This is a genomic window from Paenibacillus tundrae (genome assembly GCF_036884255.1).
In the GTDB taxonomy this organism is placed as follows: domain Bacteria; phylum Bacillota; class Bacilli; order Paenibacillales; family Paenibacillaceae; genus Paenibacillus.
In genome coordinates this window covers 1,731,864-1,758,050 of sequence record NZ_CP145605.1, presented here as the reverse complement: position 1 = coordinate 1,758,050, position 26,187 = coordinate 1,731,864, and the positions used below count along the sequence as shown (strand labels likewise).

Here is a 26,187-nt window from a genome sequence, read left to right as displayed (position 1 = left end):
TCTCTTCAATTCACATTGCTTGTTTCATGAAGTATTAGGATCGTTTAAGGAATTAGAGGAAAATAGTACTAAATTTATATTTTTAGGAGGTCACTTTTGAAGAAAAGATTATTGACTGCAGCGCTGATTTTGACCCTATTATCTGCTTGTGGCATAAGCACTACTGATGAGAACACCGCTATGAACGAGGAAACGTCCAGTGAACAAACGAATAGCACAGAAGCAAATACTGAACAAGTAGACAATGAGAACTCTGACGCATCGGCTGAACCTGTCATTTCTGCTACATTATCCGAGGCTGAGGACATCCCAATCCAAGACTATGATAACAGCTTGTGGGGCTCCCTCACGGAGCATCAGGATGAGATGAACGGTAGAGTCTACGAAGAGAATGGCATCTTCTATATGAAGCCTTTGACACGAGTTAATACTCCCTTTGATTCCACTACAGGTGAATATACTTGGGAGCATGATTTTAGACCAGGTACAATCGTTAACCCTAACTTCAACGTGGATGATCAATTAATATACCTGACCACAAGAGAGATTACAGGTTTGCAGAAATCGGACGGTAAACAGATGTTTTCCATCGACATTCCCGAATACGAGTTCATGTCAGACCTACATCTCACCGATAATTATTACGTGATCGCTCAACAACCCAAGGGTGCTGACGCCAAAGACTATAAGCTCTATGCTTATGACCGCCAAACCAACAAGCTTGCTCACGAACAGGAACTGAGCCTGAATACAACTGTAGTCCTCTATCAATTTGCTTCGCATGGGGATCTCCTCTATTATGTCGATAATGACAATATTCTCACTGCAATTGATCTTGCAAGTGGCGAGCAGGTATGGACTCAACAGGTGCCTCAGCTTCGATTAGTGCATCCACTCGTGCGTGAGGATCATGTCTATGTATTTGACTATGATCATACGATCTACAGCTTTGATGCAACAACAGGCGAGCAGCAGCTAGAACTTAAAACAGAGGGTAGTACCATCGGTTTCAACATAGCCAATCCCATTGTTACGGATAACAGGGCTTATATCCTTTCAGAAGAGGAAGCTTTCTACCTTTTGAGCTATGATACAGAAACAAGTCAAGAGCGCTGGAGACTGGATACTTCTGGTTATCATGTCTTTGGAATGTACTTGATGGAGGGTACACTCTTCGTACTGGCAGATGATCTGGAAGATGAAAGTGATGACCCGATGACGTATGTTGTCAAAATCGACCCCGAATCTGGCGAGATCCTAGAAAAAATCAAGCTTGAGCACAAAATCTCCAAAGGGCCACGTAGCAGCCGTGAAGCAGTCCTAACTTACGTGGACAATGACCGAATCTATATGAAATATAAATATAATATGTACTATATCTCGAAGGATATCTAACATAATAAAAGTGGGCGACTCTACGTAGTGAGAGTCGCCCACTTTAGATGTGTTTAAGTAACATAAGTACGTCCACTTCTACATCACTACTGACTGAACTGAACAAGTTTCTACACTTTTTTATCAATAAAATGGTTGTTGTCATCTGAATTATCTTGGTTCTGTCTTTTCACTTCAGCTCTTAAGTACCTAACTTCTTTAATTAGAACGTCAAGTCTTCTCGATGTTTGGGATGAATCTATGGCATAACGTATAACAAAGGCAATGATTAGAAACGCAAAGATGCTCACGAATATTATTAATAAAACGCCGAATAATTCCATACAAGTACAACTCCTTACTAACTAAAGCTTTAAATCTGCGATTGCACATGAATGCTTATCTCAATTTTTCTAAACAGATCGCATTCATTATACCCCTACTCGATTTCTACCAGAAAATCCTTACAACGAACAATCAGTTCAGGCATGCCTGTACCTTCAAATAGAATATGAAGCTCATATCCATCATCAATCCGATAAAGTTCTTCATATAGCCAGTATCTGCCGACAATATCTCCTTCTTGCTTGATGATTTCGGGTGCAACCAGTGTGAGCTTGTTCATATTAGTGAAGCCTCCACGAGTATCAAATCGAATAACAAGTTCATCACCTATTACTAGTTCAGTCACCGTACAATCGTGGAAATGCAAGCGTCGACGCACCTCAACTGGAATGTCTTGCGCCACGTTTACTTCTCTGTACTCCTTCAACACAAGCTGCATTTGTTCTTCATTTCGTTTGCTCTGTTTCTTCAATTGGCGCATTATGCCTCTCGTGCAATAGCCTAGAGTAAATAAACGGATATCCGCAATTCGGTCAACGATTTCTTGGGGTAATCGCTCAGCCTGTTGTTTATAATTCCAGTCCATCATTTCTTTGTACTCTTCTTGGCATTTCTTCTCGTCAAACGGAGGGCGGGCATCATACGCTGCAATGAGCTTCTCGATATGTGCTCTTTCTTCCGGTGGCATGGAATAAACGATCTGATGCTCTTCTGTTACCTCTTCTCCGCTAAAAAACGCATCAGCCTGTGTTAAGACCTCACCATCATGCTTTAACATATAACGAGGATCAGTGTCATACATCTGTCGTTCTAGATTGACATGTGCTTTTTCTTTTCTCTCATAGGTTCGTTGAAAAAGGGCTTCGTCCAACTCATTAGCTCCGCTATGTACTTTCATGCCAAAATGAAGTCCTGTCCGTTGGCACAGCTCATACCATTCGTTCGTTAAATATTTCATAGATGATCTCTCCCACTGATGATTTAAATCTCTCCAAACCCGCTATGTAGCTCTATCTCAATTGGATGTACTTTAATGATCTATTGGGCTATGGATGCATACACCTTTTTAATCTGTGACGAAAATTTTGCTGCACCTGGAATTCGTGTCCGTTTATAATAAGCTGTTAGTAGTTAGACGCACAGATCTACGTTAAGGTTTGAAAAAACTTGTGTTTCACCTCTTTTTGGTTACGTGCTGTCCATTCCTCTAACTCTTCTAACCCTGCATTCTCTTGGCTAGATTCAAAATAAAAACATAGATCCGAAGGAACGAGCCTACGACCATAAAGCTTAATACCAATTCGCTTGTAGGTCATATAGACACACTCGATTTGGGAGGCGTCATACCTCTTGTTTTTGGTCGATATCACATAATCTTCGCCTAGAGTAACGCTTGGCTTGGGCGAGACTACACGACGGGTTAGGATTGCCACATTAAGTACAACGATAGCCAGGATACCTAGGGCAGCATATTTAGAAAAACCATCGCCGCTAGTGTAAAAATTTCTACCCATAAGAAATCCAAGGATCAGCATGCCTACTAACATCAACTTGGCTCTCGGATAGACAGTCACATAACTCATGAGTTATTTCTCTCCTTCATTCATTGAGATGATTATTTATATGTCCTAGACCTATCAGTTAGCCATACCTCTTCCAATCTAACACTTTACAAATTTCTTCCTTCTTTTACATAGTACCTTATGTACTTTTTAATATTCAAATGAAATATTCGCTACTCCGCTTGATCCTCACATAAATAGGAGATAAACCTGTCCTATAAGAGCCATTCGCAGAATAAGCTAGTAAAGTATGCGAAAGGAGGAGACATCTATCTCGATCTTATTAGGCTATGTTTTTCTCGGGTTAACCCTGTCGGCGCCTATGGGACCCATTAATGCAGCGCAATTGGACAAGGGTGTCCGTGGAGGTTTCATGCCCGCCTGGTTTGTTGGACTGGGAGCCATCGCAGCAGATATCCTGTACATGTTGCTCGTATACTTTGGCGTTGTGCACCTACTGGAGCTGCCTTTTGTAAGGGTATTCTTGTGGCTATTTGGTTGTTTTGTACTCGTTTACACTGGCGTAGAAAGTATGAAAAATGCAGGAAACCTCGCTCTCAATGAGACGAGAGGAGGTCATTTCGAACTATCAAAGTCATTTGTTCAAGGGTTCCTAATGTCTCTATTCAACCCTCTATCCATCATGTTCTGGCTTGGCATATACGGATCTGTTCTGGCTAAAGCGGTCAATGACTCCCCGCTAGATCAGATGTTGATCTACAGTGGTGCTATCATCTTCGGTGTTCTACTGTGGGACTTGTGCATGGCGACAGCGGTCAGCTTTTTCCGCAAATATCTCACGTCTGCGGTACTTCGATCCATCGGACTGATCTCTGGGGTGTCCCTGATTGGTTTTGGCATTTATTTTGGCGTCAAAGCCGTACAAGTTCTGTTAGTTCTATGACCTAGTTGTCCGTCATTTCACCTTACTTCTGCGAAGACGTATGCCGGTGATGTGATAACCGGTTGCTTCCTCATCCGCTTCCTCGTCTTCCTTCCCAGCGCTTGCCGATTGAGCCGAGGACTTTTTCTTGCGTTTACGCTGTACAATGACATCACTAATTCCAATAAGCAACACCAGCAGGAGACTTATGAATAAGCCGGATCTACTGAGTGCGTGGAAGAGCGTACCGGTCACGGCTAACGTAATGAGCACCAGTCCAATCCAACGTTTGACGACATCGAACTTTCCTGATTTCAATAGTCGACCAGAGGACAACAAGATAAACGACCAGTTATATAACAGCATCAATCCAGCTGCAGTCGTAATATATTCATACACTTTACCAGGCAGTAGCAGAGACATAATAATCGTTCCGATAAGTCCACAACCGATGAGGGAGAGTGCGAATAAAGGATATTTCTTCTTCCACTTACGCGAGAATAACGTCGGCGCATCTCCCTCCTTCGCCAGTGTAATAATCATTGAGGTCACCGCATAGAGCGATGCCGTCATGGTCGAGAAACCCGCCACAATCAGCACGCCATTGAACAGGTGTGGAACAAAGGCTAGATGATCGCTGCTCAGTGCCAGGACAAACGGACTTTCTTTGGGATTAAACGCACTCAGTGGTACCATGATTAACGCAAGACCAATGGAAACGACATATACAGTCGAAAGGGAAATGAGCATCACCTTGCCTGCCTTGGGTGCGTCATCGGGCTTTTCCAACCGATAAGACATAATTCCCAGCACCTCAATCCCTCCGTAGGCATAGAACGCAAACAGAAATGCAGCCCACAAGCCTACTCCACCCTTGGGAAAAATCGCTGCCATGTCCATTGGCACTTTATGATCGTACTTCGTTCCTCCAATCCAACCGGCAAGAAGCGCAATAGCTAGGATCAGGAACATAATAATGGCTGCAATCTTAATGATTGCGAGCACATTCTCAACCCGGTCAAATCCTTTGTTGCCAAAAAATACGATACATAGGCCGATTACGCCAAATCCTGCGGCAAAGACCCACAGCGGAACATTGGGAAACCAGAATCGAGAAAATATCGACAGAGCCGTCAACTGACTCCCCATAATAAGCAACTCAGAGAACCAATATACCCACCCGCTGGCAAAACCAGCCCAATTCCCAAAAGCCTTCTTCGCATAGGAACGGAATGAACCCTCTTCTGGATGATCTGAAGTCATTCGTGCCAAAGCATCAAAAACAACATATGTACCCAGAGCAGCTAAGGCATAAGCGATTAATACCGCAGGGCCGCCAATGGATATCGCAAGACTTGAGCCTAAAAAGTATCCTGTTCCAATCGTTCCTGCCACACCAAGCAGACTTAACTGCCACCATTTCAATTTCTTTTCCTCTGTTGACGATTTGGATGCCTTACTCATGTTGTCAGTCCTTTCTACATCATTTCCAAGCTGCTTCAAGTAGCCTGCCCCATTCGCGTGGAAACATGTCAGGACTGTGTCTAAGAAATAAAATCATCTCGCCTGATGTATATCAAAATTGCAAATAGAAGAGGGAAAACAGATTGGACTCTGTCTTCCCTCTTCTTACGTCAATGATAAATGATATTCGAATTAATTATGGCATAAAAGGAGGGGCATCAGCTGAGCTTCCCTTTCGAAGAACTTCCGGCGGTGTATCAAAAATATAAGGCGGCGCTGGTGGCAGCTTCGGTGCAGGCGCTAATGGCTGTGGATGTTGAACATATTGGAATGTACCTTGACCGTCCATACTTGGCCCGTGAGCCCAACGTCCTGTTGCGCTCTCATTGCCTCGCGAGAAGTTGAAGAGAACGTATGCAACGTCTCTTTTCTCCAGCTCTTTCGGGAAGGTGCTTGGTACAACGACTCCTTCTTTTTCCTCAAGCTCTCGTATTGCAGCAATCCATTGGTTCTGGTGCATTGTGTCCCGTGCAAGCAGCCAGGACAGCATGTCTTTTACGCCACGATCGTTCGTCATTTCATATAGTCTAGCTACCTGAAGTCTGCCTTGAGATTCAGCGGCTAGATTCTGCCTGAAATCTGCTAATAAATTCCCACTTGCTATGATGTACTTGGCATTCCACGGATACCCATTACTATCTGTTGGTGCTGCGCCCAGGCCACTTACAATCGCGTGCTGTGGATTACTCCCTCCCAAAATGGCGTTGATGACTGGATCCTTGGCCGCTTCTTCCAATGTAGCAAGCGGAGCATTGTCTAACAGTCGAGCAATCATCGTAGCTAGCATCTCGACATGAGCAAGCTCCTCTGTGCCCGTATCCATAAGAAGATCTTTATATTTACCATCTCCACGGACATTCCAGCCTTGAAAGAGATATTGCAGAGCAACGGTAATCTCTCCAAATTGCCCGCCCAGCACTTCTTGAAGTTTTCGGGCAAACACCGGATCAGGACGGTCTGGTTTGGCATGGTACTGCAGTTCCTTGATGTTAAAAAACAACACATCACCTCATTGAATTCGGATAGGTGATTGTATGTGCAGTATGCAAAATACTTGCATATACCACCAAGATCCGTTGAATTTCCTTTCCATATAACATCCTTTTACATCTCAAAGTTGAGTTGTGGACAGTCACCATTTCGACGCTAGGTTATATCCTAGTAGTAGTAAAAAGGAGGACTGTTCATGCCGCTGTTGTTTTCTTCTGTCGAGATTGAAAACCATGATCTGACGCTTGATCCCTGGATGAGGGATGCGCATCGTTTATTTTCTACCAAAATGAGCGACCGGGAAGCTCGCTTTCCGTGTATTCCGGCTACACAGGCTCATGCGCTGGGTCACCTCCGATATGGATTCATCTCCTGTTCCGAGCGCGATCTCCCCGCAAAGCAATTATCAAAAATTGTTGAGGAATATGGGAAGTCGTCCCGTTCTTTCGGTGACTATTCTTCTCTCGTTGTGTTCTTTGAGCAAGAAAATGAAATCCGGAGTGTTCTTGACTACGAAAAAACCTTCTGGAACTTATTAAGTGAAATTCGGGATTTGGACAGTGAGCCTTGGCCAGGTGATATTCCCGAAGATCCGGAGAATCCACTCTGGGAATTTTGTTTCGGAGATGAACGATACTTCGTGTACTGTGGCACACCTGCACATACGTCTCGTCAAAGTAGGCACTTTCCCTATCTCATGCTGGCTTTAACACCCCGCTGGGTGCTGAATCTCTGGAATGAACAACCTCAACGGGCTGCAGCCATCGCTCCTAGAATTCGTGCACGCCTGGCTGCGTACGATACCGTTCCAGCTCATCCTGAATTGAAACAATATGGAAGCGAAGGTAACTTGGAGTACAAACAGTATTTTCTTCGTGATGATGATACCGCTCCTTCCAAATGTCCATTTCTTCGATCCTTGCAGGAAAAAGGCAAGTCATAACGGCATCTCGATTCTAAAAAAGCTCTCCTCCGAATAAGCTGAGTACCAGCGGTTCCCGAGGAGAGCGGAATGCACCACAGGTATATTTCTCCAACCACCAGCGGACAAGCCCTCATGTAATCATTCATGTATAGAAAGGAAATGATTATGGAAATCTATATTAAATTCGTACTCATTGGACTCGCTATTGCCATGCCTGTTGGAGCTATTACCGTAGAGATGACCAAGCAGGGGTTACGAAATGGATTCATGCATGGCTGGGCGGTAGGCCTTGGTGGAATGACTGTCGATGCTGGATTAATCCTTGCCATGTATTTTGGCTTCGCCTCTCTATTGTCACTTCCGTATGTTCAGATTCCGTTATGGCTCGCTGGTGCAGGCTTCTTAGCCTTTCTGGGTTATGATTCTATCCGAAACTCAGACCTTAATCTGGTCTCTACCGAGGGAAAGAACGCAAAAACCAACAAATCATTTTGGAAGACATATCGCAATGGATTACTGGTTGCTGTCTCGCCAGGTAATCTTATTTTCTGGATATCCGTGTTCGGTACCGTATTATCTGATTCCTACCAGACGGCTGGAAAATTGAGCTTTGTTTTCGCCGCACTCGGTGTGCTCTGTGGAATTCTTCTACATGATGTGGGTCTGGTCTCGATCGTCTCCATCACACGCAAAATGATGAGCTCCAAAATGATACAAGTTGTCTCGGCTCTGGCGGGTGTACTTTTACTGGGTTTCGCGGTTTACTTTTTGTACAAATTTGTACTAGCCGTGTGGCTCATCTTGTCATAACTGAAAACCTTTTTAACGCTCATATTTATGCGATACATGTCTAATCAACCTCCTTAATAAAGAGCAAAAAAGTGTCGATCATGCACGAGTGCACGAGCCGACACTTTTCTTTTATAAAAATCATGTTCGATTGAATCTATTCAAACTTACAGCTCTTCACCATTGGTGGCAATAACCTGCTTGTACCACTCGAACGAATCCTTTTTGAACCGTTTCAATGTACCGTTGCCCTCGTCGTCTTGATCCACATAGATGAATCCGTATCGTTTGGACATTTCGGAGGTGGACATGGAGATTAGATCGATCGGCCCCCAAGCCGTGTACCCAATCAAGTCTACACCCTCTTTAACCGCTTCTTTCATCTGCTCTATATGCTTCTTGAGATAATCAATTCGGTACATATCATGAATCGAGCCATCTTCTTCAACCTTATCATAAGCACCCAGACCATTTTCTACAACGAAAAGAGGTTTTCTATAGCGGTTATACATATCACGCAACGTGATACGAAGCCCTTTCGGATCAATCTGCCATCCCCAGTCGGACGTATCCAAGTATTTATTTTTCACCGCATACGTCGTGAGATTACCAGATACCTGTTCATAATCTTCGGAGTTGGATGCAACTGACTTGGACATGTAATAACTCAGCGATACATAATCCACAGGATACTGCTTCAATATTTCATCATCGCCAATTTCCTTCTGGATCACAATATTGTTCTCAGCAAAGTAACGATTCATAAATGAAGGGTATTCGCCGTGAACATGCACATCTGTGTGGAACAGGTTCAGGTCGTTATAATGCTGTGCGAGTAACACATCTTCCGGATTGTTGGTTACCGGATAAGTCTGTCCCCTAGCCAGCATACACCCTACTTTAGCATCTGGATTGATCTCGTGTGCGAGCTTCGTCACCAATGCGCTCGCTACGAATTGATGGTGCAACGCCTGATATGCAATTTGTTCCTTAGTTTGGTTCGGAAGCTTATCGACCAGTACGCCTCCACCCGTGTATGGACTATGTCCCATCATGTTAATCTCGTTAAATGTAATCCAGTATGTCACTTGATTACGGTAACGTTTGAAGAGCGTTTCCGCATATTTCACGAAAAGTGGAATCAACTCACGGCTGTACCAACCGTTATATTTGCGCGTCAATGCCAGCGGAGTCTCATAATGAGACAACGTAACGATTGGTTCGATGCCGTACTTCTCTAGCTCATTGAATACTCGATCATAGAATTCCAGTCCTTCGAGACTTGGAGCTGTATCATCACCGTTAGGGAAAATTCTCGCCCAGTTAATGGACAAGCGAAAGGCTTTGAAACCCATTTCCGCAAACAGCGCAATATCTTCTTCGTAGCGGTGGTAGAAATCGACGCCGTCACGTTTCGGATAGCGATCGTCTACTTCCCCGTTGAGAGCCTTCTCGATATAATCAGAGTTTACATCGATGGCGAAGTTTAACCCACGTTTTTCTTTGGGTATAAAAGGAACCATGTCAGCTGTTGTGAGCCCTTTGCCACCTACGTTATACGCCCCTTCAACCTGATTGGCGGCAGTTGCGCCACCCCAGAGAAAGTTTGTCGGAAAATCTGTTTGATATGTTGTCATATGGAATCACTCCTTAGTTTATGTTTTATTTCATAATAGTTAATGCTCGTTCTCCTTCAAAAATAGGACCTGTTTCGTTAATCGTCAGTACGTCTAGATAGTCGGCTGTATTGGTGACAATCATCATCGTTACCGTCTCAAGACCAGCTTCACGAATGGCGGCGCGATCGAATTCAATCAAAGGCTGTCCTATTTCAAGTCGATCCCCTGGCTTCACGAGACTTGTAAAATGCTTACCTTTTAGCGAAACGGTCTCGATTCCGATGTGGATAAGCAGTTCTTCACCGTCGTCTCCTTTAATACCAATGGCATGACCGGATTTCGGCATAATGCTGACCTCTCCATTAACCGGCGAAACGATGCGATCTTCGTCTGGCTCAATTGCAATACCTTTGCCCATCGCTTCTTCTGAGAACGTCGGGTCGGATACGTCATGGAGGTTTACAATCTGTCCTTTCAATGGTGAATGGATGTTGATCGGTCCTTTCGTTGCAGCTGCTGTAATACTCGCACTCGATGCTTTCGGGTTTGTTGGAACCTTCGGTGCGCTTTTCTCTTCCTGCTTCCCTTCAGCTGGAATATCTTTGAAACCGAAGATCATGACAAGCACAAAGGCACCGAGCAAGGCTCCAACAAAAAGAATCGAGGTCATGATCAAGTTATACGAATTACCCAACGGATCGGCATACGCTGGTAAAACGAAGAGCCCCGGCAGTCCGCCTAATACCTGTTTCTTAATTCCAAGCCATGCAGCAATTCCACCCATAACCCCAGCAGAGATCATGGCGAGATACAGCGGTTTTTTCAACTTCATGTTAACTCCGTACATCGCAGGCTCCGTGATACCCAGAAGAGCCGAGAAACCGGTAGATGCACCCAACTGTTTGAATTGAGAGTTCTTACTTCTCACTGCGACTGCGAATGCAGCCCCAGCCTGTGCCACATTACTAAGTAGCATCATGGGAGAGACAATCGGATCGAAGCCGTAGCTTGCGAAATTTTGAAAAATAATGGGAACAAGGGCATAGTGCATACCTGTCATAATGAGCAGCGGCATGAAACCAGCAACCAAGAAGCCTGCTAATGGCCCAGCCACATCGAACAACCATACGAGTCCACTTGCGACCCAATTACCTGCATAAGTACCCATTGGTCCAATGAGCCACAGTGTAATCGGAGCCACAATAATCAGGGACAGCAGTGGTGTGAACATCATCGTTAGCACATTCGGCATCCATGACTTAATAAAAGCACTTACGTATTTCAGAAGAATGACACCGAGTATGATCGGAATAACCGATGACGAATAATTGATCACCGGGATGGAAATCCCACCGAAAATGGTAAAGCTCGTGATCTCTCCACCCGAGTTGACTGCGTTGACCATGGTTGGATACAGCATCGGTGCGGCAAGAGCGAGCGCAACATACTCATTCGTCTTAATTTTGCGCGCAGCCGTTACAGCTAGGAACAAGGGCAGGAAGTAGAAGAGCCCGTCTCCGATCATGTTTAATACTAGATATGTCTCGCTTTGATTACTCAACCAGCCAAATGTTACAAACATTGCAAGGAAGCCTTTGAGTAGACCCGCTCCGGCAAGTGCTGGAATGAGCGGAGTGAATACACCTGAGATGAAGTCAAAGACGGAGGAGATTATCCCTTTTTTCTCTCCGCTTCCTGCCTGAGTTCCCCCCGTACCGACTAAAGGTTCGACTTCTGCGAATACATCAGCCACCTGATTACCGATAATGACTTGGAATTGATCACCTGAGAATTGAGCACCGATGACTCCTTTTAATTGTTTGATCTCTTCTAGCTTTATCTTCTCCTTGTCACTCACCAAGAAGCGCAAGCGCGTCACACAATGCCAGGACTGCTCTACATTCTCCCTCCCTCCGACTTTCTCTACAATCTGTTTAGCTAACTCTTGATATGCTTTCATCGCGAATCCCCTCTCCACAATTTCCAAAAAAAATACCCAAACAACGTAGAGCCTTGTTGGCTCTCATATGCTTGGGTAACGCCTGAATCGATGATTCAGTAACAATTCCACGGTTGACCTATTTAGTTTCTAGTTGGCTGGTTAAACGCCAGATATGAAGAGCAAGATACAGTCTTTCATTCGGCGAAAGCGACCAACCATACTTCCGTTCGAGCAGATGTGCAATTTTCTCAACTGCCTGATAGGAACGAGGGTACTTACTCTTGACCACTTCCACAATCGTTAGATCAACCTCTTGATCTTCGATGTGATTCTGCTTGAATTGACGAATAAAAAAGTGACGCAGATGGGTGATAAACCGCGTGTAGCTCAACGATTCTTCATCCAGCTTGACTTGAAAATGATATTGGATAACCTCAATAATTCGATTAATCACTTCCGTCATTTTCAACGTTTCTTCAATCCGTGTCTTTTTAGTCTGCTGTCCATTTACGAAATGGTAGGTTAGAAAGGTTTCCTCACTTTTGGGCAAAAGAACATCAAGGCGATCGAATACTAGCCGGATGGCTTCTTGAGCTGCGAGATATTCCTTCGGATATAGATTCTTGACTTCCCAACGGTTCGTTTCAACGTATTCAATTTGCTCATTTGCTCGTTTGATCGCAAAGTTCAAATGATCGGCGATGGTTAAATAAATGTTATTTTCGAACGTCGTATTAAGCGAAACTTCCGCATTTTTAACCACTTCTACCGCTACATCGAGAACATCAGGGTCCATATGATCCAATACTTGCACGAGAGGTTTCTTCGCTGCTGAATCCTCTGCTGCAAACTTCCGGCGAATACTCTCTTCTTCGATCAGATCTCCTTTTTTCTTTTGGAAACCTACTCCAGTACCCATCACTACCCATTCAAGTCCAGAGAGATCTTTAACTAAAGCCACGTTATTGTTGAAGGCTTTAATATACCTCACTTTACTGACCCCACCTCTTAAAAAACACAAAAATCCATCTTGAAAATACATAAGGTATTTTCAACATGGTAATGCCTGATCTAATCAGTAACACCCATTTCAAATTATAGCCTTAATGTATCATTTCATGAAAACGGTGTCAACCGAAATTTTGCCAAAGTTAATGGATCATAAGGAGAATCGGAAAAAGGCTCAACTATTTAAGCAAAACGTTATTACTGTGCGTATTTTCCACATTTTGTATAACATATGTAAAAGGTTATTTTGCCGTGCAGTAGAGCCCTTCTCCTATTCCCTCGCTACAGGGTCAACACTACTCTGAAGAGTCGAACTCCTCTAGCACCTTGGACTTATCTCCATAAACTTTGTCCAGGTGCTCCTCACCCCAGTAACATAGTAGATCAAGGGCAGGCTTAAGCCCCCAGCCATAGTCCGTTAACTCATACTCCACTTTAGGCGGAATCTCCGAATATACCTTTCGCTGCACAATCTCATCCTTTTCCAGACCTCTAAGCTGTGTTGTCAGCATCTTCTGCGTGATTTCGGGGATCAACCTTCGCAGCTCCGATGTACGTTTCCTCCCTGTCGTCAAATGGTAGATAATCAAAGGCTTCCACTTCCCACCCATGACTTCCAAGGCAGCTTCCACGCCTACTTTGTATTTCTTGGGAGCACTCGTATGTCCATCCTCTGTCAACGTTCTTCCCTCCTGATTCAAGCTATTGCTAGGCGAAAACATAACCTCTTGTTTCTTGCGTACTACTATTGTGTATTGAATGTTAATTGCAGTTAACTAGGGTACTTTCATGTTCCTATAGAACTTATTTCTTCCTATAGAACTTCAAAGTGCGTTCTTCCCAACGATTTCATTCCTTGTCTATAATAGCATTGGCAATAGGGTATGGCTATTAATCGTGATCGAGAAAGGTAGTGAACTATACGTATGAACGTATTAGTTGTTGTGTCGCATTCGAGGAAGAATTCCCTGACTTTTCAGGTTACTGATCGTTTTGTGCAAGGTCTAACTGAGGCTGGTCACAGTGCGGAGATATTGGATTTACACGGCATTAGCTTCAACCCTCTCCTCCTCGAAGGAGATGAACCAAACCTTACGCAAGAAGTTCAAGTGTTCTCTCCTGAAGTCCAAACAGAAATGGAGCGGTTGAAAAAGCATGATGCTGTGGCTTTTGTGTTTCCCCTCTGGTGGTGGCATCTGCCAGCTATGCTGAAGGGTTATATTGATCGTGTATTTAATAACGGATTTGCCTACGGCGCAAATAAGCTTCATCATCAGCAAATATTATGGATTGCCCTTTCGGGTGTGACAGAACAACAGATGCAAAAGCGCAATTATGATGAATCCATTCAGAATCTACTCAACGTGGGGATCGCCGATTACTGCGGCGTGTCTCGTTCGAGGGTTGAATTTCTGTATGAAACGCTGGGTTCCGAGCCAGAGCATTATGATCAATTGTTTAACTATGCGTATCAGTTAGGGCTGGATTATGCTAAGGATATTCCGGCGCAATAAGGATCAGAGCGCATTGATGTAGCGAAAAAGGTCACTCCGAAGAGCGACCTTTTTGCTGTGTGACTACCTTATTTTACTGCAGAGAAAAGAAATTTCTCCAGCATCGTAATATCACTAATGCTATGGTTACAAGCATCGTTATCCATGCATACATACTGGCCAATGGCACTAAAGTGATCTGGCGAATGGCTCTTAGTCTTCACGTTGAAGAATCCAAGTTCCTGATGGCGATGGCAGAACATACAGTATCCCTTCTTATTCGTAGCTGTGATCCGTCCCTCAATACCGAAGAATTTGCCTTCGTGAGAGTACACGATGAACAAGCGGCTCGTCGCAATGTCGATCCATCTCAGATAGGTCGTGTGTGCATAATTGATAGATTCGAGATCGGGCAATTTGAGCTTTTTCGCCTTAGGAAACAGCTTCTGAATCTGCTTTGCCGATATTTGCGGAAACGGAATCAGATATGCTTCCAGCTCGTTCAGATACAATTGCACGTCATGGGGCGTATCAAACGTGGATAACCGCTCCAGTAAATGCTTCTGTTCCGATGTCAGCTCATCAAAGACTTCAATGGCATTCGTGCCGACCGTATAACGCACGGTCTCCAATACTTTAGGATCCACGACAGAGCGTAGCGTTTTGATCAGGAAATTGGCTTGCTTATGAATATAATTAAATTGATGATTATGAATAAATGGTGTTTGCATGGCGTTCAGCCCCTTATAGTTATTGATCAATCCAATAAGGTGCAAAGCCAGCGGGATGATACATGTTGTTTATGGTACTCACGTACTTACAGGGCGATCGATTGCATTCTCGTCGCGCCCTACACAAAGTCCACCCCTATTCAGGCTTTGCGTAAGGCCTTTCTAGCGAACGAGCAATCCGGCACAGCCAATATTGCCACGGTATAACCCCCAATACAGTAGATATACCGGCATTATAGCAGGACTGGGAATGTGGGGGCAATGGGTTTCGTTCTATTTCTAATATCCTTTAATTAATGCTTTGAGGTAACGCTTTTGTACTCATCTTTATAAGTTATTTTAAGATACAATTCAATAAAACATTCTCTTATAGGGAGAGCAATTCTCCACGTTTCGTTATCTGATTTAGGCCTAAATTCAAATATGTTGCTAACGATTCCTTTAGTCATTATTGCGAAATAGAATAACAACCAATTCAATGTGGATAAAGTATTTTTAGACGCTTTAGAGGCTTTTCCTCCCACGCCTATTTGTAATTGATCTACATTAAAATCAAAAGCATATGAACCTAAAACACTACTATATGCTGACGAATGAACTACGCTAGAATATTCTTTATAAATAGATGTTCTAATTTCGTTAATTTCACTAACAATTTCTTCTGGCAATCCAATTCTTTTTTCAATTTTTTTAAGTTCTACGTGTATTTTCTTTTTACTAAAGAACTTATACCAAATAGACCTAGCTTCTTCATCGTTTGTTCCATTACAGTAGTTATCAAAGTGATCTTTACTAGTGAACACAATAATAAAGATAAAAATCGTTTCTGCCAACACTCTAATTAGTGCCCTTGCTGATGTGTCCAGTCCACCCTCGACTAATCTAATGATAGCCAACACATGATTGCTAATAATAGTTATCATATTTTGATAGAGCAGACTAGGTGTTAAACTATCAGATGTTATATCCAAGAAATCATCAAGCATTGGGTTTTTGTGATCATCTTGATTTACAGCTAAACTAAAATAGGTAGTGTATGTCAGTCCGACTAATGCTAATGTTATATCTTCATTAAAATTTTTATGAACCTCTTTATAGCTCTTTATATTCATAGAACAAATATAATTTATTGTGTTAATTATTTCTTTTTCTTTGATTAACCTCTTTTTATTGGGATCATATTTTATTACGTTCTGATTAAATTTACGAATATAATCAGTAATAAAGCGCTGCGCATTTTTATCAAGTTTTGGATTGATGGTACTTCACTCCTCTAATTGATAATTCCATGCATGTATAATATATGTCCCTAGTTCAAAAGGTATGTTCCTACTTTTATTCAATCAACATCTTAATAAAATTTTTCTGATCTTTGGTAAACTGGTATCCTCGTTTCTCATAAAAGGCATGTGCATTCTTTCTACTAGGGTGTGAAAGCAGTTTAATTCCATAGTAACCCTGATCCTGAGCCCATGATTCCAAATGTTGAATTAAACGTCCCCCGATTCCCTGATTTCGATATCCTTCTTTGACAACAAACCCTAATACATTGACCAACGGCTCTGAAAATAACAGTTGATACGGACTACCGTGGATATATCCAAGAACTTCATTATTCTGCTCATAAACCCAGACCACATCTCTGGTATGTTCAAGAATGGTTTCGATTTTTTGCTTCACCTGTTCAACACCGAAATTTACAAACTGAGAATTAAAATGCTGATTTAATTTATAAATATCATGAACATCTGTGATTTGAATGCACCTAATAGTATACTCTGGCATTCGTACAACTCCTATCTCACATTTATGCCATTATTATACTATTGAAATGGAAAAATATAAGGATTCAATTATTCATAAATAAAATGAAATATTTACACAAAAAGAAGCCACTTCCCTGGCCTTCCCCAGTTCAGTAGCTCCCTTTTTACGATCCTCTTGTTGCTCTACTACATACAACCGTACACTTACTCCTTCACAGCCCCAACCACAATCCCGGTCACAAAATACCGTTGCAGGAACGGATATACCAGTAGGATCGGTAATGCACTAATGAAAATCTGTGATGCTCGGATCGTCCGCTGCGACAGGTTTGCAATCGCTTCGGGATCAAGCTTGGTCATGTCGGCCTGCACGATGATCGTCTGCATAAACGTCGCAAGTGGCAGCTTTTCCGAATCACGGATATAAATGATCCCGTCAAAATATGCGTTCCAATGCCCAACCATCATGAACAGAGAGACGGTGGCGATAACAGGCACGGAGACGGGCAAATAGATTTTGATAAATGACTGAAAATATCCTGCGCCATCGATAAATGCCGCCTCTTCCAGATCCTTCGGCACCGTGCGGAAGAAATTCAGCAGCAGAATGATGTTGAACACCGCCACAAGTCCTGGCAGAATAAGCGCCCACAGCGTATTCATGAGTCCCAGCTTCAGAATAAGGATGTACCCCGGAATGAGTCCTCCGCTGAATAGCATGGTAACAACGAAATACCACAGATAGATGTTGCGCGCACGGAACACCTTTGTCTCCTTGGACAGCGCATACGCCGCAAGCGTATTGACGATGAGCGCAAGCCCAGTACCCAGCACCGTCCGTTCTACGGATACCCACAGGGAGGAGAGGAAGTTGGAATTATCAAATGTCTTTGCATGCGCTTCAAGTGTAAATCCAATCGGCCAGAACGTGACCAAACCGGCATTGGCAGGTGCAGACGCGCTAAGCGATACCATCAGCAAGTGATAGAGTGGCAGCAGACAGAGCAGCGAAAGGATGGTCAGAAACACATTGTTGAAGATGCTGAATATGCGATAGGGCAGCGTTTTATGATACATGGCTCGTCATCCTTTCTAGAAAATTCGGTATCCGGCGAATCGGTAAGCCAGTCGATAGGAGATCACGATCAGGATCAGACTAATAACCGATTTGAACAGATTCACCGCGGTAGCGAAGCTGAACTGCCCACTTAGTAGACCTTCCCGATACACAAACGTATCAATGATATCCGCTTGCTGATAGATTAATGGACTATATAAGTTAAAGATCTGGTCAAAGTTCGCGTTGAGCACATTACCCAGTGCCAGCGTTGCGATTACAATCCCAATCGGGATGAGTGCCGGGATGGTAATATAGATCGTTTGCTTCCAGCGCCCTGCTCCATCCACTTCCGCTGCTTCATAGAGTGATGGATTGATGCCGGACAAGGCTGCAAGGAAGATGATTGTGTTGAAGCCGAACTCTTTCCAGACATCACTTGCAATGACCGTGAACCGGAACCAATTACCGTCCCCGAGGAAGAAGATTGGCTTGATGCCAAATACCGATACCAGGAACTGATTGACGATGCCCGTTTGCGCCAGAATGTCGATCAGAATACCGGACAGTGTTACCCAAGACAAGAAGTGTGGCAGATACACGAGTGTCTGGATGGTTCTTTTGAGTGCCATCTTCCGTACCTCATTGAGCAATAAGGCGAAGACAAATGGAATGATCAGGTTCATGACAATTTTGGAGCAGGCAAAAAACAGTGTATTCCACGTAATTTGCAGGAAGTAATCATTTTCCCACATGTACCTGAAGTGCTTCAGTCCTACCCATTCTGAATTAAAAAAACCTAACGCAGGTTTGTAATCTTGAAATGCCATCAGAATTCCCGACATCGGAATATATGAAAAAATAAAGACCATAATGGCCGCAGGCAACACCATGAAGTGTAGAATCCACGGCTGTTTATAACGTTTTTTTCTCTTGTGCTCCAGCTTGTTTCCAAGACTGGCCTGCGGGACTCGTTTACCCTCCAATTTAGCCTCCATAGCGCTTCTCCTGTTCCCAAAAAAAGTTTTTGTGTGTGATGGGGTTCTCTGATATAAATAGTATCAAGCCATTCTGAGGTCTGACTATATAACATTGTTAGGCTCGATAGGGTTTTGTTAGTTTGATCTATATCGCTGAACACTATTTTTCACACAAACACTTCGATGACAGAACAACCTTCCAATCGCCGTTATCCTCAGATTTTTTAAAAAGGAGAATTTTCATGCATACATGGAAGCGCTTAATATTATTTCCAGCCAAGGCGAGATCACGCTTTAGCCTGTTTGCCAAAATAAATTTGTTAATTGTGGTGTTATTCATCCCCATTCTCATCATGTACACCTACTCGAATAGCGTCACCTATGACGTGGTCAGTAATGAGTTGCAGATTTCGAACACGAAGCAGCTGACGTTCCTATCCAGCCAGATCGATTCGCGTATTACTCAGATGATGGATTTCAGCCTGATTCTCTCTCGTGATCCGAATGTACGAGCTTTCAATGGATTGAACATGTGGGATGATCGATATGATCAGATGCAGACCCGTTATGTTATACAGGAGAAGATGACGCTGCAATCTGGCGTTACAGATATCTGGCCTACTCGCTATGCCGTCTATTCCCAGCAGAATCAGGATGTTATCGCCAACTACAACCGTTCATCCGGGTATGATGAGGATTATTTGAAGAAAAATATGAGCGGACAATGGACCTACGGGGATCAAGGGACAGCACCTCAAGAAGGGCTGCAATCCTTCTACTGGTTCTTCACCGATTCCTTGGCTCAACCAGGGACGCTCACTGGAAGCAACCTCGTCATTGAAGCCAGTTTCAGTTATGAGAATATTCAGAATATGCTGGATACCTATAAAGCTGGTGGGCAAGGCGATCCTTTCTTTTATCACAAGGGTGACGCCCCCATTCTGAATCGTAGTGCCGACAAGCAATTATCCCAAGAGCTCATTCGTTATCTGGATACACACTCCTCAGAAGATATAACGCAGGATGTTGTCGAGCTAGGTGGGAAAAAGTACTTGGTTAGCTCCGTGAAATCCACGTATCTGGACTGGCATCTGGTTGATGTCATCCCGCTCTATCAGATTCTCCAGCCGATCTCACTTAGCCGGAATCTATTCTATGCTTGTATGATTTTGTTACTGGTGGTGGGCATCTCGGCGTCGATCCTGCTCTACCGGAATGTACAATATCCAATCAAAAAACTGATCAAAGGCTTACGCCGTGTAGAGCAGGGAGACTATTCCGTACGCCTGCATAGTAACAAGCAGAACGAGTTCTCGTTCCTGTTCCGCCGCTTCAACGACATGTCCCATCAGATTCAAGACCTGATCGAGAATGTATTTCATGAGAAAATTAGAGCTAGAGAAGCTACGCTGAAGCAGTTGCAGGCGCAGATTAATCCACATTTTCTCTATAACTGTCTTGGCTATATCATCAATATGGCTCAGATGAAGGACGAGCAAGCCGTCGTGTCCATGGCGCATAACCTAAGTGCGTATTATCGCTATACGACGCGCATGGAACGAGAAACCTCTTCCCTTCAGGAAGAGATTAAGCTGCTCATTAACTATTTGGATATTCAAAAGCTGCGTAACGGTCGCATAGAGTATCACATCGATATTCCGGAGGACATGCTCCACCAGTCTGTACCCCGATTAATGCTGCAACCGATGGTCGAGAATTCCGTTATTCACGGTGTGGCGAAGTCCTATTCTTCCGGGGAAATTCGAATAACTGGCGAGAGCGAGGACGGAATAGGCAAAATATACATCGATGACGACGGCCCTGGCCTAAGCCCAGAACAGTACGAAGCACTGAATATGAAAATGCAAGAGCCGTTGCAAGAGGAAATGGGCTGTGGACTTTGGAATACCAACCAGCGCATCATGCACCTGTTCGGTATCCAATCCTACCTCCGATTCGGCCCCTCCCCACTTGGCGGATTCCGAACCGAAATCATCTGGGAGATTCCGAAGGAAGATACAGATCCCGAGCGAGGAAACCGAAACTAATATGAGAGGTTGTTCAAAAAGTCAGATTGGGATGACAAAGGATGCCTAGAGGCATATCGCATCGGATATAGGATTCAGGGGAAATAAGTATCTGAACGAAATATGACAGAAGCGCGAAAACCTGGAGCACAGTAAAAAAACTTGAAAAGAACAGTGTATGTACGTGTTCAACTGAAAGCCTTTTTTGATAACTGGCTGTAGCGAAACCATACGATCCGCCCTTAAATTAATACTAATTCACCTTTATATTAGTCTTTCTTTAAAATAAAGGGGAGCTTTATGTGAACCAAAGCAAAGGATCAAAGGGATTCTGGAGAAACGAAGTGTTCGCCTTTATCCCCGGATTTCACCTTTTGAGAAGATTCAATAAAATCTGGGGATAACAGCGATCGAAAGAACCTTTGAATCCGTAGCGCCCCTGCTCACTCATTAATTTTTTTATTTTAACCTCAAGACTTATATACCACCCAAGGAGACTAACATCGTGCAAATTATCATCGTAGACGACGAAGCACACTGGGTAGATAATCTATCCATGACCAAGCCCTGGCATACGCTGGGGATCGAACAAGTGCATAAAGCTTATTCGGCGCGTGAAGCTTTACAAATGATTGATACACACCCGATTGATATCGTGATTTCAGACATTCAAATGCCAGAAATGACGGGTATTGAACTGATAGAACGGATTCGAGTCCGTGACAAAAAAATAAAATGCATTCTTTTATCCGGGTACTCCGAATTTGAATATGCCAAAAAAGCCATCCAGTACGAGGCCGTAGATTATCTGCTCAAGCCGCCTACAGATGATGAATTAATGGGTGCCGTGCAGAAGGCAATCGACCAACTCAATAACGAATGGGAGCTTGTAAGCTCACTTACGCGAACTCAGTTTACGTTACGGGAGAATCTGCCTCATTTACGTGGACGACTGCTGTTGGAGGCTTTACAGGGACATCGCTACTCAGCTAGTGAATGGGATCGGAAGCTCGCTAACTACGGTCTGCCCTTCCATACGGGGGATGCGGCACTTATGTTGGTGCGTTTGGAAGAGGAATTCGGTCAATATGACAGCCATGATCAGACGCTAATCGAATATGCCATCATCAATATGGCGGAGGAGATTATGGGTGAATTTATGGAGGTATGGGGTGTCAAGGAAGAGCACGGCTATTTGGTGTTCTTACTACAACTGAAGGAGCGCAAAGGTGATATTGGCAAAGAAACCATTTTAGAGAAGCTGTCCATTCAGCTGCAATCCAAGGTCAAGCAGTTCCTCAAGGGCTCCCTCTCTATCGTTATGACCGAGTGGTTTGCTTTCCCGGATCAGCTCTATCCCCGTTTTCGTCAAGCCTCAGCCTATTTCCGGCAGATCGTTGGAGACGAACGTGAATTCGTGATGCGGGTCAGTGATGTAGAATCACACGCAGCGCAAGGCCCGTTGGATGAGCTATATACCCCACCTACGTTAGCACAGCTTCTAGAGAGTGGGCAATGGGATGCTGCTGAAGAGAAAATTCTCGCTGTCTGCACAGAACTGGATGAGAAATGGTCGGAATCGTGGGAGCACTGCATGGAGGCTGGTTTTCTCATTACGGCTTCATTCACTAATCTCGCACACCGTAACAAGCTCACACTGGCTAATCTAATGGGCAGCGATATCGAGTTTCTCCAAAGCGGAGAAGCCTTCTCCACGATTGGCAAGCTGCGAAAATGGTCACTTAGCGTGCTTGGCAAACTCAAAGAAGGCACGTCCAACGAGATCAAGGATATTCGCTCCGAGTACGTGAAGAAAATTCAGGATTATACAGATAAGAACCTGCATTTGGATGTTTCTTTGCGTGCCTTGGCCGATCATGTCAATCTGCATCCGACCCATCTGTCCAAGATATATAAGATTGAAACAGGCGAAGGCATCAGTGAGTACATCTCGCGCCTGCGTATGGATCGCGCATGTCACAAGCTGGTTACGACCAGCAAAAAAGTATATGAAATCAGCATGGAGATTGGCTATATGGACCCGGCTTATTTTATCAAAGTATTCAAGCGTCAGTTCGGCGTTACGCCGCAGGAGTATAGAGACCAGCACTAATAACATAATAGAGTCCTATCAAAACTAACAAACTCATATAGATGCCCTCCCACCCAAATTGGTACAGTTACATTATTAAAGATCATACATCGTAGGGGGATTGAACAATGATCAAATTCAAAACATGGTGGTCACTGCTCATGGTTATCGCACTCATCACGATCACTGCATGCGGCAGTGGTGAGACTGCGAGTGAAGATGGTACTGACGATAATACGCCGGCAATTGTCGGTTCGGCTGAAGCAGAAGCTGCTTTTGCTAATGGAAAATACGACCCACCTATCGAGTTCAGTTCGGTGCTGATGCCGAAGAAATACGTGCAAGGCGATACAAAAGAAAACAATGTGCACGATCGTTGGATGCTCGAAACGCTGGGCATGAAGCATAAGGATACATGGTATCCGGCCAATGACGATCAATACAGACAGAAGCTGCAGCTCGCGATTGCGTCTGGCGAGAAACTGCCTGATTTCGTAACTGTACCAACCAACGCTGTACTGACGAATCAGCTGATCGACTCCGGTCAATTCATCGCCATCGATGAGCTGTTCGACAAGTACGCAAACCAAACACTGAAAGATCACGCAGCAGCGCATCCTGAGCTGTGGTACCCGTTTACCAAGGACGGCAAAAAATACAACATGCCGATCATGGAGTACACGGATAACGACGATACCCTGCTCTGGCTCAGAGAAGACTGGATGGAGAAGCTGAATCTAGAAGCTCCGAAGACCATAGCAGACCTGGAGAACATCATGGACAAATTCAAGAACGAGAATCCAGACGGTCTGTCTCCGGATAAAGTGTTCCCACTGGCAATCTCGCTGAAAAATAACACCAATACCTGGATGGGCTCGCTCGACTGGTTATTCGGTGCATACGGCACGATCCAGGAACAATGGAATAAAGACGCCGATGGTAATCTCGAATATGGCTCCATTAACCCAGGTGCCAAGCAAGCTCTTGCCAAGCTAAATGAATGGATGAACAAAGGGTACATCCACGCCGACTCCGCACTGTGGGACGAAGGTAAATCCGCTGAAAGCTGGACTGCTGGCACCGCTGGTATTCTGCCTGGCGCGAACTGGGTACCTGACTGGCCTGCACCTGATCTGCTGAAGAACGTACCTGGTGCCAAATACAAAGCCTACCCTATTCCGGCTGGCCCAGACGGCAAGATCGGTACGAAGTGGCAGAACTCTGGTGTGAACGCCAGTATCATGATCAATAAGGATGCCAAGCATCCAGAAGCGATTTTCCTGTACTATAACTATTTGCTCGATAACCTGGCTAACCCGGCTGCAGGCAGTGATTACGAATATGGCTTTGCCAAAGGATACGACTGGGATATCATCGACGGTCAACCAACCAGTGACAAGGAGAAAATCAAAGACTTCTCCAACGAATTCCCGTTCCTGACTGGTCCAGCGCGTATTCCAGACCTGTACATGAAAACCCTCGTGAAGCTGGCTGACGGCGAGAAGCCCGAAACGCCTTATGAGAAACAAATGGCTGAATTCCGCAAACCTGAAAACTGGGCCGCTGCCAAAGTCGTCATGTCTCAGATCGACATTCGCAAACAGAACTACTTCACTGGAGCAGCCACACCAACAATGGTGTCCAAATGGAACCTGCTCCGCCAGTCTGAGATGGAAACGTTCAATAAGATCATCTACGGCAAACTGCCAGTCGATGCCTTCGACCAATTCGTCGCCAACTGGAAATCCAACGGCGGAGACCAGATCACGCAAGAAGTGAATGATTGGTTTAAGTCGGTAAGTGGGAATTAATGCTTTATTTTTGGAAAAATAAAGCATTAAAAACCCGAGCCGAAGCGATTTATTCACGCTTCGGCTCGGGTTTTTTAGTGAAGATCAGGGCAGCTCCCCCATGACTTATGGGTTCGCGTAAGTAGATCAAGCCTTCGTATCATTCTCCTCCGGTATTGACTGATTCAACAAGGATACAGTGAGCTGAATACCATCTCGCAACCCTTGCATGTACAACCGTTCATTTTCTATGCCTTTGCTGACAATGTAACGATTTTCCCATTCGGTATATTCAGGTGTCTGTTCGACATCCTTGCCCGCAAACAAAGCTTCGAAGGCTTTGTCGGTTTCCCCACGTACTCGACTCAGTTCAGGCTCGTGCTCAATCTGGGCACTCACCTCATCTAGCCTCGCCCGAATTACTCGCTGCATCCATGGTGGAAAATACATAGCTTACCTCCCCTACGCAATATGTACCATACTCATTATCGTATCACTCGGCTATGCTTCTTCTTCGTTTCGCTCACTCGTGACACTAGTTCATCCACCCTTCGGCTCTGTTCCTGAACCCCAGGGTTGTCCGATAACGGAATCGCTTGCTTCAAAGATGCCTCACCAAGCTGATTAAGCTTGCGCCGTTCCTCTTCCAATAAGTCAAGCAACCGGCTCATACATCCACCTCTCTGATGGGTCTAAACTGCGCCATGTCTTGTTAATGCTAGACATGAACAGTCATTTTTAATGCGATTATCGGTTTATTTTATTTTAATTCGATATTCGCATTAAAATAACCATTATTTCTCATACAATTTGGTTGAAATGAGAGGTGTACATAAATGAAGCATAGACAAGAACCACCAGGTGACAAAAACATCATCGGCTCCCGAGTCGTAGCTATTCGTAAAAGTAAAGGCATCAAACAACGTGAGTTCCTCGCCAGACTGCAAACATTGGGTTTGGATATCAGTCAGACTAGTCTTTCACGTCTGGAAGGTCAATACCGTCTTGTTCAAGATTATGAAGTGGTGAGTATTGCAAAGGCTTTGGAGGTTTCTGTGGGGTATTTGCTTGGAGAAGAGCATCGTGCTTAAAACTTTTGATTTGGAATAAGTTACTTACTAAAAAATGAAGTCTCATCCAGCTAATGCAACCACATAAAAATACATTAAATAGAAATTCAATTAGAAAGTACATCGAACAGAAGAAACTAATTTCTCTCTTAAATCTTTCTGAATGCTACTTTTATTTATAAGCAAAAGCGGCTCCGTAGAACCACTTTTGCTAATGTTT

The 26,187-nt window shown here is 44.1% G+C and carries 24 protein-coding genes; 9 read left to right on the top strand and 15 right to left on the bottom strand.

Features of this window, described 5'->3' with window-relative positions; genetic code table 11:
• Positions 1-96: 96 nt before the first annotated feature.
• Positions 97-1,395: a PQQ-binding-like beta-propeller repeat protein gene (locus V6W81_RS07715; RefSeq protein ID WP_338542462.1), complete on the top strand. Its 1,299-nt coding sequence runs from the start codon at positions 97-99 to the stop codon at positions 1,393-1,395.
• Between the two features lie 418 nt (positions 1,396-1,813).
• Here V6W81_RS07715 and V6W81_RS07710 read toward each other — a convergent pair whose 3' ends face one another.
• Positions 1,814-2,677, bottom strand: a complete 864-nt coding sequence (locus V6W81_RS07710) for a DUF4085 family protein (protein WP_338542460.1) — start codon at positions 2,675-2,677, stop codon at positions 1,814-1,816.
• Between the two features lie 187 nt (positions 2,678-2,864).
• On the bottom strand, positions 2,865-3,302 hold the full coding sequence (locus V6W81_RS07705; protein WP_338542459.1) for a hypothetical protein: 438 nt from the start codon (positions 3,300-3,302) through the stop codon (positions 2,865-2,867).
• A gap of 250 nt (positions 3,303-3,552) precedes the next feature.
• Here V6W81_RS07705 and V6W81_RS07700 point away from each other — a divergent pair, with 250 nt between their 5' ends.
• A complete protein-coding gene (locus V6W81_RS07700) occupies positions 3,553-4,185 on the top strand; it encodes a LysE family transporter (protein ID WP_338543970.1) in 633 nt (210 codons plus the stop codon).
• Between the two features lie 12 nt (positions 4,186-4,197).
• Here the strand turns inward: V6W81_RS07700 and V6W81_RS07695 are convergent, their stop codons facing one another.
• Both V6W81_RS07695 and V6W81_RS07690 read right to left on the bottom strand, forming a co-directional pair.
• Complete coding sequence (locus V6W81_RS07695) at positions 4,198-5,628, bottom strand: amino acid permease (protein WP_338542457.1); 1,431 nt, start codon at positions 5,626-5,628, stop codon at positions 4,198-4,200.
• Positions 5,629-5,824: 196 nt separating this feature from the next.
• On the bottom strand, positions 5,825-6,688 hold the full coding sequence (locus V6W81_RS07690; RefSeq protein WP_338542455.1) for a manganese catalase family protein: 864 nt from the start codon (positions 6,686-6,688) through the stop codon (positions 5,825-5,827).
• Positions 6,689-6,874: 186 nt separating this feature from the next.
• Between V6W81_RS07690 and V6W81_RS07685 the strand changes: the two genes are divergently transcribed.
• The gene (locus tag V6W81_RS07685) at positions 6,875-7,621 is read left to right on the top strand and encodes a YqcI/YcgG family protein (RefSeq protein ID WP_338542453.1); all 747 of its coding nucleotides are present in this window, start codon (positions 6,875-6,877) and stop codon (positions 7,619-7,621) included.
• A gap of 147 nt (positions 7,622-7,768) precedes the next feature.
• Positions 7,769-8,413: a LysE family transporter gene (locus V6W81_RS07680; RefSeq protein WP_338542452.1), complete on the top strand. Its 645-nt coding sequence runs from the start codon at positions 7,769-7,771 to the stop codon at positions 8,411-8,413.
• 146 nt (positions 8,414-8,559) lie between these two features.
• Here the strand turns inward: V6W81_RS07680 and V6W81_RS07675 are convergent, their stop codons facing one another.
• The 4 genes from V6W81_RS07675 to V6W81_RS07660 all read right to left on the bottom strand — a co-directional run bounded on the left by V6W81_RS07675 (position 8,560) and on the right by V6W81_RS07660 (position 13,572).
• Complete coding sequence (locus V6W81_RS07675) at positions 8,560-10,029, bottom strand: glycoside hydrolase family 1 protein (RefSeq protein ID WP_338542451.1); 1,470 nt, start codon at positions 10,027-10,029, stop codon at positions 8,560-8,562.
• Positions 10,030-10,054: 25 nt separating this feature from the next.
• On the bottom strand, positions 10,055-11,971 hold the full coding sequence (locus V6W81_RS07670; RefSeq protein WP_338542450.1) for a beta-glucoside-specific PTS transporter subunit IIABC: 1,917 nt from the start codon (positions 11,969-11,971) through the stop codon (positions 10,055-10,057).
• A gap of 118 nt (positions 11,972-12,089) precedes the next feature.
• Positions 12,090-12,944: a PRD domain-containing protein gene (locus V6W81_RS07665; RefSeq protein ID WP_056699045.1), complete on the bottom strand. Its 855-nt coding sequence runs from the start codon at positions 12,942-12,944 to the stop codon at positions 12,090-12,092.
• Positions 12,945-13,257: 313 nt separating this feature from the next.
• Positions 13,258-13,572, bottom strand: coding sequence for a winged helix-turn-helix transcriptional regulator (locus V6W81_RS07660; RefSeq protein ID WP_260985549.1), 315 nt, complete (start codon positions 13,570-13,572; stop codon positions 13,258-13,260).
• Between the two features lie 315 nt (positions 13,573-13,887).
• Between V6W81_RS07660 and V6W81_RS07655 the strand changes: the two genes are divergently transcribed.
• Positions 13,888-14,475, top strand: coding sequence for an NAD(P)H oxidoreductase (locus tag V6W81_RS07655; RefSeq protein ID WP_338542446.1), 588 nt, complete (start codon positions 13,888-13,890; stop codon positions 14,473-14,475).
• 68 nt (positions 14,476-14,543) lie between these two features.
• On the opposite strand, the gene V6W81_RS07650 is transcribed toward V6W81_RS07655, so the two are convergent.
• The 5 genes from V6W81_RS07650 to V6W81_RS07630 all read right to left on the bottom strand — a co-directional run bounded on the left by V6W81_RS07650 (position 14,544) and on the right by V6W81_RS07630 (position 18,901).
• Positions 14,544-15,185 (bottom strand): FusB/FusC family EF-G-binding protein, encoded by a 642-nt coding sequence (locus V6W81_RS07650; RefSeq protein WP_338542444.1) that lies wholly within the window; start codon positions 15,183-15,185, stop codon positions 14,544-14,546.
• A 293-nt stretch (positions 15,186-15,478) separates the two neighbouring features.
• Positions 15,479-16,297: a DUF5677 domain-containing protein gene (locus tag V6W81_RS07645; protein WP_338542442.1), complete on the bottom strand. Its 819-nt coding sequence runs from the start codon at positions 16,295-16,297 to the stop codon at positions 15,479-15,481.
• A 223-nt stretch (positions 16,298-16,520) separates the two neighbouring features.
• Complete coding sequence (locus tag V6W81_RS07640; RefSeq protein WP_338542441.1) at positions 16,521-16,970, bottom strand: GNAT family N-acetyltransferase; 450 nt, start codon at positions 16,968-16,970, stop codon at positions 16,521-16,523.
• Positions 16,971-17,155: 185 nt separating this feature from the next.
• Positions 17,156-18,028: a carbohydrate ABC transporter permease gene (locus V6W81_RS07635; protein ID WP_338542440.1), complete on the bottom strand. Its 873-nt coding sequence runs from the start codon at positions 18,026-18,028 to the stop codon at positions 17,156-17,158.
• A 15-nt stretch (positions 18,029-18,043) separates the two neighbouring features.
• Entirely contained in the window at positions 18,044-18,901 is an 858-nt protein-coding gene (locus V6W81_RS07630) for an ABC transporter permease (RefSeq protein WP_174715334.1), read from the bottom strand.
• Between the two features lie 329 nt (positions 18,902-19,230).
• On the opposite strand from V6W81_RS07630, the gene V6W81_RS07625 reads away from it, so the two are divergent.
• The 3 genes from V6W81_RS07625 (at position 19,231) to V6W81_RS07615 (ending at position 24,918) form a co-directional block, all read left to right on the top strand.
• The gene (locus V6W81_RS07625; RefSeq protein ID WP_338542439.1) at positions 19,231-21,036 is read left to right on the top strand and encodes a cache domain-containing sensor histidine kinase; all 1,806 of its coding nucleotides are present in this window, start codon (positions 19,231-19,233) and stop codon (positions 21,034-21,036) included.
• Positions 21,037-21,520: 484 nt separating this feature from the next.
• The gene (locus V6W81_RS07620; protein WP_338542437.1) at positions 21,521-23,128 is read left to right on the top strand and encodes a response regulator transcription factor; all 1,608 of its coding nucleotides are present in this window, start codon (positions 21,521-21,523) and stop codon (positions 23,126-23,128) included.
• A gap of 107 nt (positions 23,129-23,235) precedes the next feature.
• Positions 23,236-24,918: an ABC transporter substrate-binding protein gene (locus V6W81_RS07615; RefSeq protein WP_338542435.1), complete on the top strand. Its 1,683-nt coding sequence runs from the start codon at positions 23,236-23,238 to the stop codon at positions 24,916-24,918.
• A gap of 126 nt (positions 24,919-25,044) precedes the next feature.
• Here the strand turns inward: V6W81_RS07615 and V6W81_RS07610 are convergent, their stop codons facing one another.
• Together V6W81_RS07610 and V6W81_RS07605 are read right to left on the bottom strand one after the other, a co-directional pair.
• The gene (locus tag V6W81_RS07610) at positions 25,045-25,347 is read right to left on the bottom strand and encodes a hypothetical protein (protein WP_338542433.1); all 303 of its coding nucleotides are present in this window, start codon (positions 25,345-25,347) and stop codon (positions 25,045-25,047) included.
• Between the two features lie 35 nt (positions 25,348-25,382).
• Positions 25,383-25,568 carry an aspartyl-phosphate phosphatase Spo0E family protein gene (locus V6W81_RS07605; RefSeq protein ID WP_338542431.1) on the bottom strand — a complete coding sequence of 62 codons (186 nt, stop codon included), beginning with the start codon at positions 25,566-25,568 and terminating at the stop codon, positions 25,383-25,385.
• Positions 25,569-25,733: 165 nt separating this feature from the next.
• On the opposite strand from V6W81_RS07605, the gene V6W81_RS07600 reads away from it, so the two are divergent.
• Positions 25,734-25,988, top strand: coding sequence for a helix-turn-helix domain-containing protein (locus V6W81_RS07600; RefSeq protein WP_338542429.1), 255 nt, complete (start codon positions 25,734-25,736; stop codon positions 25,986-25,988).
• Positions 25,989-26,187: the final 199 nt, after the last annotated feature.